This window comes from Chromobacterium sp. FG22 (assembly GCF_057809415.1).
Map to the genome: position 1 here is coordinate 401924 of NZ_JBMDJX010000001.1, position 19975 is coordinate 421898.

General features: G+C 67.5%; 21 protein-coding genes. 16 read left to right on the forward strand and 5 right to left on the reverse strand.

The genetic code is table 11. The features are described from left to right. Positions 1-85: 85 nt before the first annotated feature. Positions 86-1426: an NADP-specific glutamate dehydrogenase gene (gene gdhA / locus ACODSD_RS01905; protein ID WP_488876666.1), complete on the reverse strand. Its 1341-nt coding sequence runs from the start codon at positions 1424-1426 to the stop codon at positions 86-88. Between the two features lie 396 nt (positions 1427-1822). Here gdhA and ACODSD_RS01910 point away from each other — a divergent pair, with 396 nt between their 5' ends. After that, entirely contained in the window at positions 1823-2179 is a 357-nt protein-coding gene (locus ACODSD_RS01910) for an NADH-quinone oxidoreductase subunit A (RefSeq protein ID WP_019103334.1), read from the forward strand. 266 nt (positions 2180-2445) lie between these two features. On the opposite strand, the gene ACODSD_RS01915 is transcribed toward ACODSD_RS01910, so the two are convergent. From ACODSD_RS01915 to cobA, 4 genes are read right to left on the reverse strand one after another with little or no spacing between them, the layout of a single operon-like run. Then, on the reverse strand, positions 2446-3708 hold the full coding sequence (locus ACODSD_RS01915) for a hypothetical protein (protein ID WP_488876667.1): 1263 nt from the start codon (positions 3706-3708) through the stop codon (positions 2446-2448). After that, complete coding sequence (locus tag ACODSD_RS01920; protein WP_488876668.1) at positions 3708-3917, reverse strand: DUF2249 domain-containing protein; 210 nt, start codon at positions 3915-3917, stop codon at positions 3708-3710. Before ACODSD_RS01920 ends, ACODSD_RS01915 begins: the two co-directional genes overlap by 1 nt. Further along, positions 3914-4342 (reverse strand): hemerythrin domain-containing protein, encoded by a 429-nt coding sequence (locus ACODSD_RS01925; RefSeq protein WP_048409437.1) that lies wholly within the window; start codon positions 4340-4342, stop codon positions 3914-3916. The genes ACODSD_RS01920 and ACODSD_RS01925 overlap by 4 nt, the downstream gene beginning before the upstream one ends. After that, positions 4339-5235 carry a uroporphyrinogen-III C-methyltransferase gene (gene cobA / locus ACODSD_RS01930; RefSeq protein ID WP_227105256.1) on the reverse strand — a complete coding sequence of 299 codons (897 nt, stop codon included), beginning with the start codon at positions 5233-5235 and terminating at the stop codon, positions 4339-4341. The genes ACODSD_RS01925 and cobA overlap by 4 nt, the downstream gene beginning before the upstream one ends. A 90-nt stretch (positions 5236-5325) precedes the next feature. Here cobA and ACODSD_RS01935 point away from each other — a divergent pair, with 90 nt between their 5' ends. The 15 genes from ACODSD_RS01935 to ACODSD_RS02005 all read left to right on the forward strand — a co-directional run bounded on the left by ACODSD_RS01935 (position 5326) and on the right by ACODSD_RS02005 (position 19804). Then, positions 5326-5817 (forward strand): c-type cytochrome, encoded by a 492-nt coding sequence (locus ACODSD_RS01935; RefSeq protein ID WP_269473792.1) that lies wholly within the window; start codon positions 5326-5328, stop codon positions 5815-5817. Between the two features lie 33 nt (positions 5818-5850). Next, the gene (locus ACODSD_RS01940; RefSeq protein WP_227105255.1) at positions 5851-7278 is read left to right on the forward strand and encodes a cbb3-type cytochrome c oxidase subunit I; all 1428 of its coding nucleotides are present in this window, start codon (positions 5851-5853) and stop codon (positions 7276-7278) included. A 40-nt stretch (positions 7279-7318) separates the two neighbouring features. After that, entirely contained in the window at positions 7319-7894 is a 576-nt protein-coding gene (locus ACODSD_RS01945) for a cytochrome c oxidase subunit 3 (protein ID WP_488876669.1), read from the forward strand. A 64-nt stretch (positions 7895-7958) separates the two neighbouring features. After that, entirely contained in the window at positions 7959-8213 is a 255-nt protein-coding gene (locus ACODSD_RS01950) for a cytochrome C oxidase subunit IV family protein (RefSeq protein WP_048414063.1), read from the forward strand. Between the two features lie 10 nt (positions 8214-8223). Beyond that, positions 8224-9027 carry a CbbQ/NirQ/NorQ/GpvN family protein gene (locus ACODSD_RS01955; RefSeq protein WP_107800714.1) on the forward strand — a complete coding sequence of 268 codons (804 nt, stop codon included), beginning with the start codon at positions 8224-8226 and terminating at the stop codon, positions 9025-9027. Positions 9028-9032: 5 nt separating this feature from the next. Next, positions 9033-10862: a nitric oxide reductase activation protein NorD gene (locus tag ACODSD_RS01960; protein ID WP_488876670.1), complete on the forward strand. Its 1830-nt coding sequence runs from the start codon at positions 9033-9035 to the stop codon at positions 10860-10862. Positions 10863-11374: 512 nt separating this feature from the next. Then, positions 11375-11587, forward strand: coding sequence for a DUF3079 domain-containing protein (locus ACODSD_RS01965; RefSeq protein WP_048410854.1), 213 nt, complete (start codon positions 11375-11377; stop codon positions 11585-11587). A 221-nt stretch (positions 11588-11808) separates the two neighbouring features. Further along, positions 11809-13491, forward strand: coding sequence for a nitrite reductase (locus ACODSD_RS01970; RefSeq protein WP_107800711.1), 1683 nt, complete (start codon positions 11809-11811; stop codon positions 13489-13491). A 50-nt stretch (positions 13492-13541) separates the two neighbouring features. Then, positions 13542-13850, forward strand: a complete 309-nt coding sequence (locus tag ACODSD_RS01975; protein WP_107800710.1) for a c-type cytochrome — start codon at positions 13542-13544, stop codon at positions 13848-13850. Then, positions 13832-14167, forward strand: coding sequence for a c-type cytochrome (locus ACODSD_RS01980; protein WP_227105248.1), 336 nt, complete (start codon positions 13832-13834; stop codon positions 14165-14167). The genes ACODSD_RS01975 and ACODSD_RS01980 overlap by 19 nt, the downstream gene beginning before the upstream one ends. Then, positions 14128-15315, forward strand: a complete 1188-nt coding sequence (locus ACODSD_RS01985; RefSeq protein ID WP_488876671.1) for a cytochrome D1 domain-containing protein — start codon at positions 14128-14130, stop codon at positions 15313-15315. Before ACODSD_RS01980 ends, ACODSD_RS01985 begins: the two co-directional genes overlap by 40 nt. A gap of 2 nt (positions 15316-15317) precedes the next feature. Then, complete coding sequence (ahbB, locus tag ACODSD_RS01990; RefSeq protein WP_488876672.1) at positions 15318-16313, forward strand: siroheme decarboxylase subunit beta; 996 nt, start codon at positions 15318-15320, stop codon at positions 16311-16313. After that, a complete protein-coding gene (gene ahbB, locus ACODSD_RS01995) occupies positions 16300-17301 on the forward strand; it encodes a siroheme decarboxylase subunit beta (RefSeq protein WP_488876673.1) in 1002 nt (333 codons plus the stop codon). Before ahbB (ACODSD_RS01990) ends, ahbB (ACODSD_RS01995) begins: the two co-directional genes overlap by 14 nt. Before the next feature lie 230 nt (positions 17302-17531). After that, positions 17532-18743 carry a heme d1 biosynthesis radical SAM protein NirJ gene (gene nirJ, locus ACODSD_RS02000; protein ID WP_488876674.1) on the forward strand — a complete coding sequence of 404 codons (1212 nt, stop codon included), beginning with the start codon at positions 17532-17534 and terminating at the stop codon, positions 18741-18743. Between the two features lie 371 nt (positions 18744-19114). Further along, a complete protein-coding gene (locus ACODSD_RS02005) occupies positions 19115-19804 on the forward strand; it encodes a Crp/Fnr family transcriptional regulator (protein ID WP_488876675.1) in 690 nt (229 codons plus the stop codon). Positions 19805-19975 lie beyond the last annotated feature (171 nt).

The following is a 19975-nucleotide window of genomic DNA, read 5'->3' on the forward strand; positions in this document are numbered from 1 at the left end:
GCAGATCGTAAACAGGTTCTAAAAACGTGTTCCATTCAATGCTGCATAGCCCCGCCTTCCGGCGGGGCTTTTTCTTGGCGTCGGCTCAGATCACGCCTTGCGCCAGCATCGCCGCGGCCACCTTGCCGAAGGCCGCCACATTGGCGCCGCGGGCGTAGTCGACCGCGCCGTCCGGCTGGCCGCCATGCCGCACGCAGGCCTCGTGAATCTCCTCCATGATCCGGCGCAGCCGGGCGTCCACCTCCTGAGCGCTCCAGGGCAGGTGGGTGGCGTTCTGGCTCATTTCCAGGCCGGACACCGCCACGCCGCCGGCGTTGGACGCCTTGCCGGGCGCGTACAGCGCGCCGGCCCGCTGGAAGCGCTGCGCCGCCTGGGTGGTGCAAGGCATATTGGCGCCTTCCGCCACGCAGCAGCAGCCGTTGGCCAGCAAGGCCTCCGCGTCGTCGGCGTCCAGCTCGTTTTGCGTGGCGCAGGGCAGGGCGATGTCGCAGCGCAGGCCCCATGGCCGCTGCCCAACGAGAAAGTCCAGGCCGTGGTCGGCGGCGAAGGCGGCCAGCCGGCCGCGGCGCTGATGCTTATGCTCGATCAAGGCCGCCAGCAAGTCCGGGCTCAGGCCGTCCGGCAGGCTGAGCGCGCCTTCCGAATCCGACAGGCTGACCACCCGGACGCCCAGCGCCAGCAGCTTTTCCGCCGCGTACAGCGCGACGTTGCCGGAGCCGGACAAGGCCGCGCGTTTGCCGGCCAGCGTCTGCCCGCGCGTGGCCAGCATGCGTTCGACGAAATACGCCAAGCCGTAGCCGGTGGCCTCCGGCCGCATCAGGCTGCCGCCGTAGCTGGGGCCTTTGCCGGTGAAGACGCCGGAAAACTGATTGCTCAGTCGCTTGTGCTGCCCGAACAGATAGCCGATTTCGCGCGCGCCGACGCCGATGTCGCCGGCCGGCACATCGGTCTCGGCGCCGATGTGGCGGAACAGCTCGCTGGCGAAAGCCTGGCAAAAACGCATCACCTCGCCCTCGCTCTTGCCCTTGGGGTCGAAGTCCGCGCCGCCCTTGGCGCCGCCCAGCGGCAGGCCGGTCAAGGCGTTCTTGAAGGTTTGTTCGAAAGCCAGGAATTTCAGCGTGCCCAGCGTCACCGAGGGATGAAAGCGCAGACCGCCCTTGTACGGCCCCAGCGCGCTGCTCATCTGCACCCGGTAGCCGCGGTTGATCTGAACGCGGCCGTGATCGTCCACCCAGGACACGCGGAACAGAATGACGCGCTCCGGCTCCAGCAGCCGTTCCAGCAGGCCATGGTCGAAGTGGTGCGGATGACGGCTGAGGAAATCGTCCAGGCTGTGCAGCACTTCCGCCGCCGCCTGATGGAATTCGAACTGTTCCGGGTCGCGCAGGCGGACCCGGTCCAATAAAGTTTGCAGAGCATGATGCATGGACAAGACCTTTGGTCTGGCGGGCCGCGCAGGCGTCGGCGGCCCTGTGTTGTCATGGGTCGGGTAAAGAGCGGTCCGCAGCGCCGAAGCTTGATATGAGTTGTGAGCGAGGTGTCCGGCGAAGCGGCGGTATGTTTGCCTGGCCGCGGGTAGCGGGCAGGTTGCCGCATGGCGGCGAAGGCGGGAGCGTCCGATCGGAGGCGGGGCCGGGAGCCGCGCCGTTCGGGGTGGCCGGGCGGGCGGTAAAGGCCAGTGTAACCGATATCCGCGCAAGCGCCTCCCGCGCCTGGTCGTCATGACAGCTCGCTTTCCAACGGTATATTTCCCTCAAGGTGCAAACTTGGCGCTTGGCGGAGGTCTATCTCATTTTCCAAACCATCCGGAGGAGTAGGCCCCATGCTGCAGAATTACTTTCCCATCCTGTTATTCATCGTCGTCGGACTGCTGGTGGGCGTGGTGCCGCTGCTGATGGGCAAGTTGCTGGGGCCAAACCGGCCGGATCCGGAAAAGCTGTCGCCGTACGAGTGCGGCTTCGAGGCCTTCGAAGACGCGCGCATGCGCTTCGACGTCCGCTACTACCTGGTGGCCATCCTGTTCATCCTCTTCGATCTGGAAGTCGCTTTCATGATTCCCTGGGCGGTGACGCTGAAGGAGTTGGGCGGCTTCGGCCTGGGCGCGATGGCGGTGTTCCTGGGCGTGCTGGTCGTCGGCTTCATCTATGAATGGAAGAAGGGCGCTTTGCAGTGGGACTGACGATAGGCTGAGCCACCGCCCTCACCCGCGCCCGCTTTGCCGGCGCGGGTTTGTTTTTGGGGCGCGGCTCCGGCACCTGTTCAACGCCGTATCGCCGAAGCGCGGCAGACTTTGAACAGGCTCTCAGAGCTTGTTTACGATCTCGCGAGCTAAGGCGAGACAAGGCGAAAACGGCTGAGAAAGCGGAATGTACGCGTGGTACATGAGCATTTCGAAACTGTTTTCAACGCCGTATCGCCGACGCGCAGCAGATCGTAAACAGGTTCTCAGGCCAAGGCGCGCCGGCCGGCGAGATAGCGACGCAACAAGGCCGCCGCCAGCCCGGCCCAGTAAAGCCCCAGTCCCAGCGCGGCGGCGAACAGCGGCAGGCGATAGCCGCCGAGGATCCAGGCCAGGCCGCAGCCGACCCAGACGCCGTGCAGGCCCAGCAACCGGCGGTGGGAGGCCTCGCCCAGCAATTCATGGGTGGCCGGCAATTGCCGCCTGGGCAGGCCGCGCTGTTTCAGGTCCAGCCAGGCGAGGAAGGGCAGGATCTTGCCCTGCATGGACAGCACCGCGCCCAGGCCGAAGCCGCCCAGCCAGAGCCAGCCGGCCAGCATGGGCGGCGCTTCCGACAGCGGCAGCAGGCGCGCGGCGAGCGCGCAGGGCGCGGCCGCCGTCATCCAGATCAGGCTGGCCTGCCAGCCGCGGCGCAGGGGGTCGGCGCGGCGCTGGCTGCGCCTTAAGGCGTTCAACTGCCGCAGGCCCTGCCACAGCACCAACAGCGCCAAGGCGGCCAGCAGGCCGGAGACGACGGCGGGCGCGTCCCAGATCAGCGCGACGCCGCTCAGGCACAGCAGGCCGAACAACAACGTCTCCCGCGGCAGCCGCCCCGTCGCCGGCGGCGGCGTGACCAGAAACATCGGGATCACCGTGCGCGCCACCGACAGCACCAGCAATAAGAGCCAGCCCAGCGCTGCCCACAGCACATGGTTGTCCAGCAAGGGACCCAAGGGCAGCGCGACGCGGCCGCCCAGCAACAAGACCAGGGCCGCGCCAAGACAGGCGGCGACGGCCAGCGCGCACAGCGCCAGCCGCAGGCCCCGGCTGCCGGCGTCCCGCGCCGGGCTGCGCAGCAAGCCGCGCAGGCCGAATAGCGCCGGCGTCAGCAAGGCCGGCGTCAGCAGCGCGGCGCCAGCCTGCAGCCACAGCGGCGACAGGCCCAGCTGGAAACCGGCCACCAGAAGCGCGCAGCCGGCCTGCAAGGGCAGAAAACAAGCCAGCAGCAGCCGGCGCGGATGCGGAATCGGCACCCCCGCCGTCACCGCGAGCAACTGCCACAGGGACCCCAGCATCGCATTGCCCAGCACGCCCAGCGCCAGCGCGTGGGTCAGCGCCAGCACCTCAGGCTGGAAACGCGACGGCGCGCCGTCCGGCAGCGCCACCAACAAGGCCGCCGTCGCCAGCAGCCAGCAGGGCGCGGCCAGCATGTGGGCCAGCGGCAGCCACAGCGGCGGCGCCTGTTGGTAGTCTAGCCAGGCCTGGCTCATCACCGACTCAGAATCAGCACGACGCCGCCATCCCCCGACAGTTCAAAGCGATACAGCAGGCCGGCTTTTTCCAACATGGGCAGCAGCGGGGTGGGATGGTGGGGCAGCACCCAGGCGAGGCTGTCGCCGGGCCGCATCTGTTCGGCGGCGTCCAGGATGATTTCCATAGGTTCGGGCGGCGCCAGGTGGCGCAGGTCTTGCGGGGTCATGGCTGCGCGCCCTCCGCAATCAACTCCGCCATTTCCGGCAGCGCTTGCGCGCACATGGGGTAGAGCACGTTTTCTTCCTTCATATTGTGTTGCTGCATCAGGATGAGCAGGGTGTCGTTCAGGCCCAGGAAAGCTTGCAGATGCTGCGCGGCCAGCGCCTCGTCCATGTCCTCCAGCAAATCCCGCATGTCCTGATGCTCCATGCGCATGATGCGGGTCGGCCCCATGCTGCTGCCGCTGGCGGCTTCGAAAGCCGGGAACAGCGCGTCTTCTTCAACGGCGAAATGCGCTTCCATCTCCCGGCGGAAAGCCTGGAAATGGCTCAGGGCCAAGGCCCAGTCCTGCGCGCGGGCCGCGGTTTCGCAATCGGCGAAGCGCGCGTCGCAGGCGCGGTGTTGCTCAACAAGGGTGTCGATGGCGCTCATGGCGTGTACTCGTGGGATGGAGCGCGCAGTATGGCCGCGGCGGCGGGGGCGGCAGAATGACCGGGATCAAGGAATCCCAAACCATGGCCCAGCGCCGCGCGCAGCGCCGCCAGCTCCTGATGCAGACGCACCACGCCGCCTATGATCAACAGCGCCGGCGCGCGCAGCCGGTATTGCTCCGCCAGCCGGCCCAGCTCGGACAAGCGGCCGCAGACGCAGCGCTCGCCCGGCATACAGGCCTGCTCGACGATGGCCACCGGCGTGTCCGGCGCGCGGCCGTGGCTCAGCAACTGCTCGGCGATATGGGCGGCCTCGCCCAAGCCCATATAGACCACCACGGTTTCGTCCGGCCCGCTGTCCGCGGTCCAGGCCAGCGCCGACGCGCCTTCGCGGCGGTGGCCGGTGACGAAGCGGCAGCCCTGGGCGTAGTCGCGGTGGGTCAGCGGCAGCGCCAGACTGGCCGCCGCGCCCAGCGCCGCGCTGACGCCCGGCACCGCCTCGCAGCGGATGCCGGCGGCCAGCAGCGCGCGCATCTCCTCGCCGCCGCGGCCGAACATGAAGGGGTCGCCGCCCTTCAGCCGCGCCACGCGCAGGCCCTGGCGCGCCAGCGCGATCATCAACTGGTTGATTTCGGCCTGCGGCAAGGTGTGGCGGCTGGCGCGCTTGCCGACGCAGACGCGCCGGGCGGAGGGCGGCGCCAATTGCAGGATCTCGGCGTCTATCAGGTGGTCGTACAGCACCGCGTCGGCCTGGGCCAGGCGCTGCGCGGCGCGCACGGTGAGCAGATCGGCGCAGCCGGGGCCGGCGCCCAAGAGCGCGACGCTGCCGGGCGGAAAGGGCGGGGCGGCGGCGCTCAGTCCGGCGCGGGGAAGAGGGGTGACGGGGCGGATCATGGCGGCCTCCTTGCGGTTGGCGATGACGGATGGCGCCAGTGTAGGAAGGCGGACGGCCGGAAATCGTTGATTCGAATCAATGCTCCCGGGATGCCCGAATCCGTACAGTTCGGCCCGAGTACCGCGCCGGCGGTGCAAGCATTCGAGGAGGACATGATGAGCGCGAGCTTCACCAAATCGACCGCCCGCAATATTTTTTACGGCGGCTCGGTTTTCTTTTTCCTGTTGTTCCTGGGGCTGACCCTGGACACCACCCTGGCCCTGCCCAGCCATAACGCCAAGGCCCAGCTCACCGAGCAGGCGGTGCGCGGCAAGAAGATCTGGGAGACGCGCAGTTGCGGCGGCTGCCACACCTTGCTGGGCGAGGGCGCTTACTTCGGGCCGGAGCTGGGCAACGTCTACGTGCGCCGTGGCCCGGAATTCATCAAGGGCTGGATGCAGGCGATGCCGACCAACGCGCCGGGCCGCCGCCAGATGCCGCAGTTCCATCTGAACCCGGCCGAGCTGGACGACCTGGTGGCCTTCCTGAAGTACGCGTCGCAGATCAACACCAATAACTGGCCGCCCAATATCGAGGGCTGATCCCGTCCCATCCCTTTATCTTTGGAGAACACAATGAGCAACGCTACCGTGGCCACGCCGCCGCGCGGCGCGACCGCAGCCGTCGCGCAGGTGCGCTACCGCTCGCAGGCCGTGGCCAAACCCTATTTCATCGCCGCCATCGGCCTGTTCATCGGCCAGATCGTGTTTGGCCTGATCATCGGCCTGCAATACGTGATCGGCGATTTCCTGTTTCCCGCCGTGCCCTTCGGCACCGCCCGCATGGTGCACACCAACCTGCTGATCGTCTGGCTGCTGTTCGGCTTCATGGGCGCCGGCTACTACCTGATCCCGGAGGAGAGCGAGCGCGAACTGCACAGCCCGCGGCTGGCCATCATCACCTTCTGGGTGTTCCTGGTGGCCGGCGCGCTGACCATACTCGGCTACCTGGGCCTGCCCTACCATGAACTGGCCCGGCTCACCGGCAACGATCTGCTGCCCACCATGGGCCGCGGCTATCTGGAACAGCCGCTGATCACCAAGGTGGGCATCGTGCTGGTGGCGTTGTCCTTCCTCTACAACCTGTCCATGACCCTGCTGGCCGGCCGCAAGACCAGCATCAGCATCGTGATGATGCTGGGCCTGTGGGGCCTGGCCGTGTTCTTCCTGTTCTCCTTCGTCAACCCGGACAACCTGGTGCTGGACAAGTACTACTGGTGGTGGGTGGTGCACCTGTGGGTGGAAGGCGTGTGGGAACTGATCATGGGCGCGATGCTGGCCTTCGTGCTGGTGAAAGTGACCGGGGTGGACCGCGAGGTGATCGAGAAATGGCTGTACCTGATCATCGCCATGACCCTGATCACCGGCATCATCGGCACCGGCCACCATTATTTCTGGATAGGCGTGCCGGCCTACTGGCAGCTGTGGGGCTCCATCTTTTCCGCGCTGGAACCGGTGCCCTTCTTCATGATGACCCTGTTCGCCTTCAATATGGTCAAACGCCGCCGCCGCGAACACCCCAACCAGGCCGCCACCTTGTGGGCGCTGGGCACCGGGGTGATGTCCTTCCTCGGCGCCGGGGTGTGGGGCTTCATCGGCACGCTGTCGGTGGTCAACTACTACACCCACGGCACCCAGGTGACCGCCTCCCACGGCCACATGGCCTTCTACGGCGCTTACGTGATGGTGGTGCTGACCATGATCTCCTACACCATGCCGCTGCTGCGCGGGCGCGAGGCCAATTGCGCGCAGGCGCAGAAGGTGGAAAAAACCGCGTTTTGGGTGATGACCCTGTCCATCGTGGCCATCACCTTGTGCCTGACCGCCGCCGGCGCGGTCCAGGTGTGGTTGCAGCGCATGTCCGCCACGCCGCTGTCCTTCATGGAAACACAGGAACGGATCATGCCCATCTACTGGGGGCGCTGGGTGTTCGGCATCAGCTTCTTCTGCGGGCTGGTGTTGTACGTGATCAGCTTCTTCGTCACCGGCAAGCGCGAGGATTGAGGGTGGCGCAAGCAAGGATGGCGACGCGGGAGGCCTTGGCATGGAGCTGAGCGCGCCGCCGGAGCGCCGCGTGCCGGGCGATCTGGCGATGTGGTGTTTCATCCTGGCCGAGCTGGCGGTGTTCGGCGTGTTCTTCCTGGCCTACGCCTGGGCCCGCCGGCAACAGCCGGCGTTGTTTGCGGCAGGGCAGGGCGAACTGGAGCTGGGCCTGCCCACGCTCAACACCCTGCTGCTGCTGGCCGGCAGCGCCGCCATGCTGGCCGCGCTCAGCGCCTTTTCCGCCGACCGGCAACGCGCCGGGCGGCGCTGGCTGGCGCTGACCTTGCTGGCCGGCGGCGGCTTTCTCGGTTTGAAAGGCTATGAGCTGGTGGGCAAGGCCTTGCAAGGGATTACCATGTCCAGCAACGACTTCTGGATGTTCTACCTGTCGTTGACGGTGTTTCACTTCCTGCATGTGGTGTTGGGCATGGTGATCGTGGCGGCGGTGTGGCGGTTGGCCCGAGACGGCCGTTACAAGCCGGGATCGATGGACGAGGTGGAAACCGCCGCCGCCTACTGGCATATGGTGGATCTGGTGTGGTTGCTGTTGTTCGCCCTGGTCTACGTGGCGAGATAGACGCCCGCGCAAAGCCTTATTTCGCATCAAGGCGGCCGCCGCGCCGCATCGGCATCATGCCCTCATGACTCATCCCACTCCTCTCGCGCAAACCGGTCTGTGGCTGTTGTTGTCCGGGCTGACCCTGCTGGCCGCCTGGCTGGCCGAAGGCGGCCGGCCGCCGCATCTGGCGCTGATCGCGCTGGGCCTGGCCTGGCTCAAGGGCGTGTTGCTGGTGGAGCGCTATATGGGCTTGCGCGACGCGCCTCGCTGGCTGCGCGCGCTGGTGCAGGGCTGGCTGGCGCTGGTGTCGGCCGCGCTGCTGCTCAGCTTTATCTGAAGGAACGCCGATGAACGCGCCTGAACTCCTGACTATCCCCGTCCCCTTCTATCAGCCGCAAGGCGCCGAGTGCGAGCTGTTTGAAGCCGCCTGGCGCCAGCAACTGCCGGTGCTGATCAAGGGGCCCACCGGCTGCGGCAAGACCCGCTTCGTCGCCCATATGGCGGCGCGGCTCGGCCTGCCGTTGATCACCGTCTCCTGCCACGACGACCTGAGCGCCGCCGATCTGGTGGGCCGCCACCTGATCGCCGACGGTGCCACCGTCTGGTGCGACGGCCCGCTGACCCGCGCGGTGCGGATAGGCGGCATCTGCTACCTGGACGAAGTGGTGGAAGCGCGCAAAGACACCACCGTGGTGCTGCACCCGCTGACCGACGACCGCCGCATCCTGCCGGTGGAACGCACCGGCGAAGTGCTGCAAGCGCCGCCTGGCTTCATGCTGGTGGTGTCCTACAACCCCGGCTACCAGCACGTGCTGAAAACGCTGAAGCCCAGCACCCGCCAGCGTTTTGTCGCCATGAGCTTCGATTTTCCGCCGCCGGAAGTGGAAATCGGCGTGCTGATGCTGGAAAGCGGAATAGGCGAAGCGCTGGCGCGCCAACTGGTGACGCTGGCCGGTCAGCTGCGGCGCTTGTCCGGCTACGACCTGGAAGAAGCCGCCAGCACGCGGCTGCTGGTGTATGCCGCCAAACTGATCCAGGCCGGCCTGCCGCCCTGGCAAGCCTGCCGCACCGCGCTGGCGGAACCGCTGAGCGACGACGCCGACACCGTGGCGGCGCTGCTGGCGGTGATCCAGACCCAATTCCCCGGCTGAGCGGCATGGAAGACATTGTCGGCGGCTGGTGGGACAAACTGGCGCGGCGCGTGGCGCGGCGCGGCTTTCCGGAATACGCGGCGGAGCTGGCGCAAGTGACGGCGCAAGCGCCGCTGTTCTTCCGCGCCATGGGCGGCGACCCGGCGCTGGCGCTGCGCACCACCGTGGGCACCGAACACGGCGCGCGCCGCGGTTGGCTGCAACGGCTGGCCGGCACCGGCGTGCGGATGGAGCTGGCCTGGCGGGACAGCCAGGCGCTCTATCTGCCCGAGCGTATCGACTGCTTTCCCAGCGTCGCCCTCAACCGCGACTGCTACTTCTGGCTGCTGGCCCAGGCCGCCTACGCGGCCGACAGCGACGGCGACTGGCTGAGCCGCAACCGCCTGGCCGCGGCGCGCGCCTTGGCGGACATGCCGGGCCTGGCCGCCGTTTACCGTCGGCTGGCGGCGGCCGCCTTGGCGCAGCGGCCGAAGCCCGCAGGCCTGCCGCAGGCGGAAGCCGCGGTGGAGCGCGCGATCCAGGCGGCGTTGAGCCGGCCGGAACAGGCGGTGACGCTGCCGCCGTTGAGCCGGCCGCCGCAGCCGGTGCCGCTATGGCTGCATCCGGAACCGCCGCTGACGGAGGCCGAAGGGCAGGGCAGCCGCCATGCCGACGGCGAACGCGGCGGCGGCAAGGACGCCCAGCGCCAGCGCCGCCGCTACCGCGCCCGGCGCATGGAACAGGACAAGCGCAAGAACGGCATGCTGATGGTGTTCCGCGCGGAAAGCCTGTTCACCTGGGACGAATACGTCAAGGTCAACCGCCACAACGACGACGACGATGACGGCAACGGCGAAATCGCCGCCGAAGACATGAACCGGCTGACCCTGGGCCAGGACGCCCATACCCGCGGCAGCCGGCTGCGCTTCGATCTGGACCTGCCGGCCGCCGCCTACGACGACACCCCGCTGGGGCCGGGCATCAAGCTGCCGGAATGGCACTGGAAGCGGCAATGCCTGGTGGAGGACCACTGCCTGCTGCGGCCGATGCTGCCGCGCGACGCCGCGCCGGCGCCGTTGCCGGAACGCTTGCAGCCGCTGGCGCGCCGGCTGCGGCGGCAATTCCAGGCGCTGGCGCCGGAGCGCCGCCGGCGCAGCGGCGAAACCGCAGGGCCGGACATCGACCTGGACCGGCTGATCCGCTTCCTTGCGGAACGGCGCGGCGGCGCGGCGCTCAGCGAGCCGGCGCTGTACCAGGACTGGCCGCCGGGCGAGCGCAGCCTGGCCTGCCTGACCCTGGCCGACCTGTCGCTGTCCACCGAAAGCTGGCTGGGCGAAACCGGCCGGGTGATCGACGTGATCCGCGACAGCCTGCTGCTGTTCGCCGAGGCGCTGGCCGCCAGCGGCGACGACTTCGGCCTGTACGGCTTTTCCTCGCTGCGGCGGCAGGAAGTGCGCTTGCAGATCCTCAAAGACTTTGCCGACCGTTACGACGACGCCGCCCGCGGCCGCATCCTCGCCATCCGGCCCGGCTACTACACCCGCATGGGCGCGGCCATCCGCCAGTGCACCCGCATCCTGAGCGAGCGGCCGGCGCAGCGGCGTCTGCTGTTGCTGATCTCGGACGGCAAGCCCAACGATCTGGACCATTACGAAGGCCGTTACGGCATAGAAGACACGCGCCAGGCGGTGCTGGAAGCCCGCCGCGCCGGCCTGACCCCGTTCTGCGTGACCATAGACCGGGAGGCGGGCGACTACCTGCCGCATTTGTTCGGCCGCAATGGTTATGCGCTGGTGAGGCAGGCGGAGCGGTTGCCGCAGGCGTTGACCAGGCTGTATGCCAGCCTTACCGCATGAACGCGGCAAACAAAACCCCTGATGCTGCGTTGCGCCGACTTGCCGTACTCAATGTACTGTCTGCGTCGGCGCGCCTTGCCTCAGGGATTTTGTTAGCCGCTCTAGTCGGTTGAATGGCCTTTGTTTGATGTCGCGCCAAGTCCGTCTGCGCTATGCATGGCATGGTTCCGTTTCTTTTTCACGTTCCCGAGGGGCGGGTTAAGAGACGCAGGCAAATACGAATTCGACGCGCCCCTGCTCCCTTCAAGCCTGCCGATGGGTGGCAGGCCCGAGGTTTTAAGCGGCTGCTTGTTCGAGCACCGCGACGTTAGCGCGGTGCGAGTTCAGCCGCGCCTCGGGCCTGATGGGCCCCGGCGGGAAGCCGAAGGCCAGGCTTGCAGGGCGGCCTTTAGGGTAAAGGGAGATTTGGCCGCGCAAATCTCCCTTTCCGTTTGCCGGGCGGAACCGGCCCTAAATCATCATCCGCGAAGCGGATTCGAAAATGATGAACATCGCGAACACAGAAGGATTCCATGGCCAAAAAATTCCCGCTGCACCCCGCCCACCCCGAACGCATCTGCTGGGGCTGCGATCTCTATTGCCCCGCCAACTCCCTGCAATGCGGCAACGGCTCCAGCCGCACGCAACATCCGGCGGAAGTGCTGGGCGACGACTGGTATCAATACGGCGACTGGGGCCTGGAGGATTCCCCGGTCACGGGACAGGACGGCTCCGGCAAGCGTTGATTCGAATCAAGGCTGTCCATATGCGTCCGGGATGATCATGCCGTCAATAAGAGCCTGTTCAAAGTCTCGCGAGCTAGAGCGAGACAAGGCGAAAACGGCTGAGAAAGCGGAATGTACAGGCGGTACATGAGCATTTCGAAGACGGTTTCAACGTGGTATCGCCGACGCGCAGCAGACCTTGAACAGGTTCTGAGGGTTATTCCTAACGCTGGAGCACTACCATGAAGTCTCCGAAGCAGTCCCTGTTCACCAAGAGCGTCTTGCTCGCCCTGTTGCCGCTGGCCGCGGCCCCCGTCTGGGCGGACACCGCCGCCCCGCCCGCCGGCGAGGCGATGCACCAGAACGCCAACGCCAAAGCCCCGCCGATGACCGAGGCGGAATTCACCCGCGGCAAGCAAATCTACTTCGAACGCTGCGCCGGCTGTCACGGCGTGCTGCGCAAAGGCGCCACCGGCAAGGCGCTGACGCCGGACATCACCCTGGCGCGCGGCACTGAATACCTGAAAACCTTCATCAAATACGGCTCTCCGGCCGGCATGCCCAACTGGGGCACCTCCGGCGAATTCAACGATCAGCAAGTGGACCTGATGGCGCGCTACGTGCAGCAAGAGCCGCCCACCCCGCCGGAATTCGGCATGCAGGACATGCTGGCCACCTGGAAAGTGCAAGTGCCGGTGGACAAGCGTCCGCGGCGCAAGGAGAACCAGCTGGACATCTCCAACCTGTTCTCCGTCACCCTGCGCGACGCCGGCGAAATCGCGCTGATCGACGGCCACAGCAAACAGATCGTCAGCGTGATCAAAACCGGCTACGCCGTGCACATCTCCCGGCTGTCCAAATCCGGCCGCTACCTGTACGTGATCGGCCGCGACGGCAAGATCAACCTGGTGGACCTGTGGATGGCCAAGCCGGACAGCGTGGCGGAAATCCGCATCGGCCTGGAAGCGCGCTCGGTGGAAACCTCCAAATACCGCGGCTACGACGACAAGCTGGCGGTGGCCGGCGCTTACTGGCCGCCGCAATACGTGATCATGGACGGCGCCAGCCTCAAGCCGCTGAAAATCGTCGGCACCCGCGGCATGACGGTGGACAACGAATACCACCCGGAACCGCGCGTGGCCTCCATCGTGGCCAGCCATTACAAACCGGAGTTCGTGGTCAACGCCAAGGAAACCGGCAAGATCATGATGGTGGATTACTCCGACCTGGCCAACCTCAAGACCACCACCATAGACGCCGCCAAATTCCTGCACGACGGCGGCTTCGACGCCAGCGGCCGCTACTTCATGGTGGCCGCCAACGCCTCCAATAAAGTGGCGGTGGTGGACACCAAGCTGGACAAGCTGGCGGCGCTGGTGGACGTGGGCAAAACCCCGCACCCCGGCCGCGGCGCCAACTTCACCGACCCGCAATACGGGCCGGTCTGGGCCACCAGCCACCTGGGCGACGACAGCATCAGCCTGGTGGGCACCGATCCGGAAAAACACAAGGCCCAGGCCTGGAAAGTGGTGCGCACGCTCAAAGGGCAGGGCGGCGGCTCGCTGTTCATCAAGACCCATCCGCAATCCGCCAATCTGTGGGTGGACACCGTGTTCAACCCGGACGCCAAGCTCAGCCAGAGCGTGGCGGTGTTCGACATCAAGCACCTGGACAAGGGCTTCTCCATGCTGCCGATAGGCGAATGGTCCGGCCTGAGCGACGGCGCCAAACGCGTGTTGCAGCCGGAATTCAACAAGGCCGGCGATGAAGTCTGGTTCTCGGTCTGGAGCGCCAAGGACAAGCAATCCGCCATCGTGGTGGTGGACGACAAAACCCGCAAGCTCAAGGCCGTGATCAAGGACCCGCGCCTGGTCACCCCCACCGGCAAATTCAACGTCTACAACACCCAGCACGACATCTACTGACCCCGCCAGCGCGCCTGCCGGGCCAGCCCCGGCGGGCGGAGGAGAACGCAATGAAAACAAGCCTGATCCTGGCCTGCGCCGCCCTGGCGCTGCACGCGCTGCCGGCCGCGGCCGCCGCGCCGGAAGCGCTGCTCAAGCAGCACAACTGCCTGGCCTGCCACGCGCTGGACGCCAAGCTGGTGGGGCCGTCCTACCAGCAGGTGGCCGCCAAGTACAAGGGGCAGGACGCCGCCGTCAAGCTGATGGACAAGGTGAAAAAGGGCGGCTCCGGCAGCTTCGGCCCGGTGCCGATGTCGCCCAACCCGCAAGTGCCGGACGCCGAACTCAAGGCCATGGTGCAATGGATCCTGAACCGCTGATCCGCGGCGCGGCGGCGGCCTTGCTGCTACTCTGCGGCGCCGCCGTCGCCGCGCCGGCGGCCCCCGCGCCGGAGCGGGCGGCCCAGCTGCGCCACCTGGCGCGTCAGGACTGCGGCGCCTGCCACGGCCTGAGCCTGCGCGGCGGCCTGGGCAGCCCGCTGACGCCGGAGGCGCTCAAGGACAAACCGGACGCCGGCCTGGCCGCCGTGATCCTGGCCGGCCGGCCCGGCACCCCGATGCCGCCTTGGCGGCCTTTTCTGACGGAAGAAGAAGCGATATGGCTGGTTTACTGGTTAAAGCAGGGCGCGCCGCCCTGATCCCGGCCTTGGCCGCGCTGCTGGGCGGCTGCGCCGCGCCGCGCGGCACCGGTGACCTGGGCGTGGTGATAGAACGCGCCAGCGGCAGCGTGCAAGTGGTGGACAACACCCGCGCGGAAAGCCTGGGCCGGGTGGAAGGGCTGGGCGATCTGTCCCACGCCTCGGTGGTGTTCTCGCGCGACGCGCGTTACGCCTACGTGTTTGGCCGCGACGGCGCCATCAGCAAGGTGGATCTGTTGCGCCGGCGGCTGGAACGGCGCGTGGTGCAGGCCGGCAACAGCATAGGCGGCGCCATCTCCTCGGACGGCCGCGTGCTGGCCGCGCAAAACTACCAGCCGGGCGGCGTGCGCCTGTTCGACGCCGCCACGCTGGCGCCGCTGGCCTCGGTGCCCGCCGCGCCGGGCGCGGACGGCAAGCCCTCGCGCGTGGTGGGCCTGGCGGACCTGCCGGGCCGGCGCTTTGTTTACGCGCTGTTCGACGCCGACGAAATCAATGTGCTGGACGCCGCGGACCCGGCCCAGCCGAAACTGACCCGCTACCGCGACGCCGGCAAGCGCCCCTACGACGGCCTGGCCAGCATGGACGGCCGCTACTTCGTGGCCGGGCTGTACGGCGAAGACGGCCTGTCCCTGCTGGACACCTGGCGGCCGGAACAAGGCGTGCGCCGCATCCTGGCCGGCTACGGCCGCGGCCAACAGCCGCTGCCGGTGTACAAGATGCCGCATCTGCGCGGCTGGGCGCTGGCCGGCGATTACGCCTTCCTGCCCGCCATCGGCCGCCACGAAGTGCTGCTGGCGGACAACCGCAGCTGGACGCAACAGGCCGCCATACCGGTGCTGGGCCAGCCGGTGTTCGTGATGGCGGAACCGTCCGGGCGGCGGGTCTGGGTCAACTTCGCCTTCCCGGACAACGACAAGGTGCAAGTCATCGACGTGCCCACGCGCAGCGTGATCGCCACCCTGAAGCCGGGCAAGGCCATCCTGCACATGGAGTTCACCCCGCGCGGCGACGCGGTGTGGCTGTCCAGCCGCGACGAAGACAAGCTGGTGGTGGTGGACACCGCCAGCCTCAAAGTGCTGCGCGAACTGCCGGCGCAAAGCCCGTCCGGCATCTTCTTCAGCTGGCGCGCCAGCCGCATCGGGATGTAGCCATGGTTATTTCAGACGCCGATCCGGCCCTGCTGCGGCTGATCAACGGCAGCCAGCGCGGCTTTCCGCTGCTGCCGCGCCCCTTCGCCGCGCTCGCCGCCGGCATGGAGGAAGGCTGGAGCGAAGCCCGGCTGCTGGCCGCGCTGCAAGACGCCCAGGCGGCCGGCCTGCTGGCCCGCGTCGGCGCGGTGTTCGCGCCCAACACCGTGGGCAACAGCACCCTGGCCGCGATGGCGGCGCCGGCGGAGCGGCTGGAAGAAGTGGCCGCCTTCGTCAGCCGCCAGCGCGAGGTCAACCACAACTACCGGCGGGACCATCATTACAATCTGTGGTTCGTCGTGGCCGCCGCCTCATCGGCCGGCGTGGCCGCGGCGCTGAGCCGCATCCGCCTGGCCACCGGCATCCCGCCGCTGGACCTGCCGCTGCTGCGGGAATACCACATCGACCTGGGCTTTTCCTTCCTGGCGGAGTCCGCCGCGGCGGCGGAAGCGCCGGCGGCGGCGGACGACCCCGGCCTGTCCGCCGGCCAGCGCCAGCGGCTGCTGGCGGCGCTGTCGCCGGGCTTGCCGCTGACCCCGCGGCCTTATCAAGCGCTGGGCGCGCAATGCGCGCTGAGCGAGGCCCAGACCCTGGCGCAAATCGCCCACTGGCGGCAGCAAGGCGTCATCCGCCGCTTCGGCATGGTGGTGCGCCACCAGGAACTGGGCTACCGCGCCAACGCCATGTGGGTGTGGCGGATAGACGACGACGCCGAACGCGAGCGCGTGGCGCTGGCGCTGGCGGCGGAGCCGGCCGTCACCCTGTGCTACGAACGTCCGCCGCGTCCGCCGGACTGGCCCTACCAACTGTTCACCATGGTCCACGCCCGCGACGCGCAGAGCCTGGACGCCGCGCTGGCGGACATCCGTCGCCGGCACGGCCTGGAACGGCTGCCGCAGGCGGTGCTGCGCTCCACCCGGCGCTACAAACAAACCGGAGCCTGTTATGGATACGCCTGAAGCGTTGGCAATGCTGGACACGCTGGACGCCTTGGACGCGCGGCTGATAGACCGGCTGCAAGGCGGCTTCCCGCTGGTGTCGCGCCCCTACGCGGCGGCCGGGCGCAGCCTGGGCCTGGGCGAAGACGGCCTGATCCGGCGCTTGCGCCAACTGTTGCACGCCGGCGTGCTCAGCCGCTTTGGGCCGATGTACCAGATAGAACGCCTGGGCGGCCGCTTTGTGCTGGCCGCCTTGGCCGCGCCGGAAGCGCGCTTCGACGAGGTGGCCGCCGCCGTCAACGCGCTGCCCGCGGTGGCGCACAACTACCGCCGCGAACACCGGCTGAATATGTGGTTTGTGCTGGCCGCGGACAGCGCCGCCGCCATCGACGCCGCCCGGCGTGGCATCGAACTGGTGACCGGCCTGGAAGTGAACCTGTTTCCCAAAGAGCGGGAATACTTTGTGGGCATGCGTTTTCAGGTGGGCGGCGCGGCCCCGGTGGGCGCGGCCGCCGGCGCGCGGCGCACGGGCGAACCGGCCGCGCTGAGCGAGGACGACCGGAAGCTGATCCGCGCCACCCAGGCCGGCCTGCCGCTGTGCCGGCAGCCCTACCGCGACATTGCGCGGCGGCTGGGCTGGGCGGAGGCCGAAGTGACGGCGCGGCTGGCGCGCTGGCTGGAGCAGGGCGTGGTGCGCCGCATCGGCGCGGTGCCCAACCATTACGCCATCGGCTACCGGGCCAACGGCATGGCGGTGTTCGACGTGGCCGACGAACAGGTGGACGCGCTGGGCGCGCAACTGGGCGGCCTGGACGCGGTCAGCCATTGCTACCGCCGACCGCGCCGGCCGGGCTGGCCGTACAACCTGTTCGCCATGCTGCACGGCAGCGAGCGGCCGGCGGTGCTGGCCGCGGTGGACGACGCGCGCGCCTTGCTGGGCGAGGCCTGCCGCGGCCACGAAGTGCTGTTTTCCAGCCGGATTTTGAAGAAAACGGGCTTGAGGCTTTGAGAACGTATTTACGATCTCGCGAGCTAGGGCGAGACAAGGCGAAAACGGCTGAGAAAGCGGAATGTACGCGTGGTACATGAGCATTTCGAAGCCGGTTTCAACGCTGTATCGCCAACGCGTAGCAGATCGTAAACAGGTTCTGAGGTGCTGCGGATTCCATTGACCCGCATCAAGGAGCCGCCGCTGCCCCCGGCCGCACACTGAGCCATCTTCCCGCGACGGAGCCGGCCATGTTGCGACTGACCCAATACCTGCGCCTGCTGCGCGAACCGGCGGCAGTCCCGCCGCCAGGGCGCGCCATGCCCGCCGGGCCGCAAGCCCCGGTGGTGATCTGGAACCTGATCCGCCGCTGCAACCTCACCTGCCAGCACTGCTACTCCACCTCCGCCAACCGCGACTTCGCCGGCGAACTGAACACCGACGAAGCCTATGCGGTGCTGGACGACCTCCACGCCTACGGCGTGCGCGTGCTGATCCTGTCCGGCGGCGAACCGCTGCTGCGGCCGGACCTGCCGGCCATCGCCCGGCGCGCCAAGGCGCTGGGCTTCTATATCGGCCTGTCCAGCAACGGCACCCTGATGGACCCAGACCAGGTCGCCGTCTTGGCCGACATCGGTTTCGACTACGTGGGCGTCAGCCTGGACGGCATCGGCGCCACCCACGACCGCTTCCGGCGGCTGGACGGCGGCTTTGAACTGGCGCTGCGCGGCCTGCGGCTGGCGCGCGACGCCGGCCTCAAAGTGGGCATCCGCTACACCATGACCGAAGACAACGCCGCGGACCTGCCTGCGCTGCTGCAACTGATGGCGGACGAAGACATCGACAAGTTCTACTTCTCCCACCTCAACTACGCCGGACGCGGCAACAAGCACCGCGCGGACGACGCCCGCCACGCCCGCAGCCGCTGGGCGCTGGAGCTGCTGATCCAGCAAGCGCTGGCCCAGCTGGACGCCGGCCGGCCGCGGGACTTCGTCACCGGCAACAACGACGCGGACGGCGTCTACCTGCTGCACTGGGCGCGCCGGCATTATCCGGAGCGCGCCGACACCCTGCTGCGGGCGCTGCGGCGCTGGGGCGGCAACGCCAGCGGCGTCCACATCGCCAATATCGACAACCTGGGCAACGTCCACCCGGACACCATGTGGTGGAAAGTGACGCTGGGCAATGTGCGGGAACGGCCGTTTTCCGCGATATGGCAACAGCCGCAACACCCGCTGATGAGCGGCCTGCGCCAATCCCCGCGCCCGGTGGCCGGCCGCTGCGGCGCTTGCGGCCACCTGGACATCTGCAACGGCAACACCCGGGTGCGCGCCTGGGAACTGAGCGGAGACTTCTGGGCGGCGGACCCGGCCTGTTATCTGAGCGATGCGGAAATCGGCGTGGAGCCGGGCCGCCACGCGCGGCCGGAGCTGACGCCGTGGAGCCGGGCGGCCCAACATTGAGGCGAGCGCCGTAGAGCCTGTTTACGATCTCTTTGAGAGGGGGGATGGTTCAAAACGTCGAATACGCGGTTTTCCACCTATCCATGCAACGCTTCAACATATTGCAGCTGCCGGCGAGATTTTTTCTAAGAACGTGTTTACGATCTCGCGAGCAAGAGCGAGACAAGGCGAAAACGATCGAAAAAGCGGAATGTACGAGTGGTACATGAGCATTTTGAGGGCGTACTTACCGTGTAACGCTCCACGACGCGCAGCAGATCGTAAACAGGTTCTAATCACATCGAACTAGGCCGCTGCTGCCAATGGCCCATGGCCCTTGGCGGAGCGCGCTTTTATAGTGTAAGCCTCCGCCATTATCGAGCCACACCGTCATGAGCCATCTGGACATTCCATCCTTCCTGCGCCACCAGCCGCTGTTCCAGCAATTGTCCCCGGAACAGATCCAGGCGCTGGTGCCGCACACCCAAGAACTGCGCGGCCTCAAGGGCCAGGTGATTTTCCAGAAGGGCGACCCCTGCGACGGCATGTTCCTGGTGGTGTACGGCCGGGTGAAGCTGGCGTTGTCCTCGGCGCAGGGCAGTGAAAAAGTGATGGAAATCATCCACCCCGGCCAAAGCTTTGCCGAGGCGGTGATGTTCCTGGGCCGGCCCTGCCCGGTGATGGCCCAGTTCCTGGAAGACGGCATGCTGCTCAAGGTGGAAGCGGCCGGCATCCTGCAAGCGATAGACCACGACCCGGCCTTCGCCCGGCGCTTGCTGGCCGGCCTGTCGCTGCGCCTGCACGGCCTGGTGCGGGACGTGGAGCGCTACTCCATAGAAAGCTCCTTGCAGCGGGTGATTGGCTATCTGCTGCAACACCTCCCGGAAGACGGCGGCAGCCTCACGCCGCAGGTCTCGCTGCCGGTGAATAAAAGCCTGATCGCCTCCCGGCTGAACCTGACCCCGGAAACCTTCTCGCGCATGTTGCACCAGCTGATCGAGGCGGATCTGATCAAGGTGGACGGACGCGACATCACGCTGGTGGATGTGGACAAGCTGAAGGCCTTTGGCAGCTGCGCCTAAAACGCCCCACGCCCTCCATCGTAGGGTGGGAGGAGCGTAGCGATACCCACGCGGAAACGGATTCAACGCCATAAGCCGCCGGACAGCCGCCTATTGGTGGGTATCGCCTGACGGCTCCACCCACCCTACCCAAACGCGGCCCCAACGCGGCTCCAACCGTAGGGTGGGAGG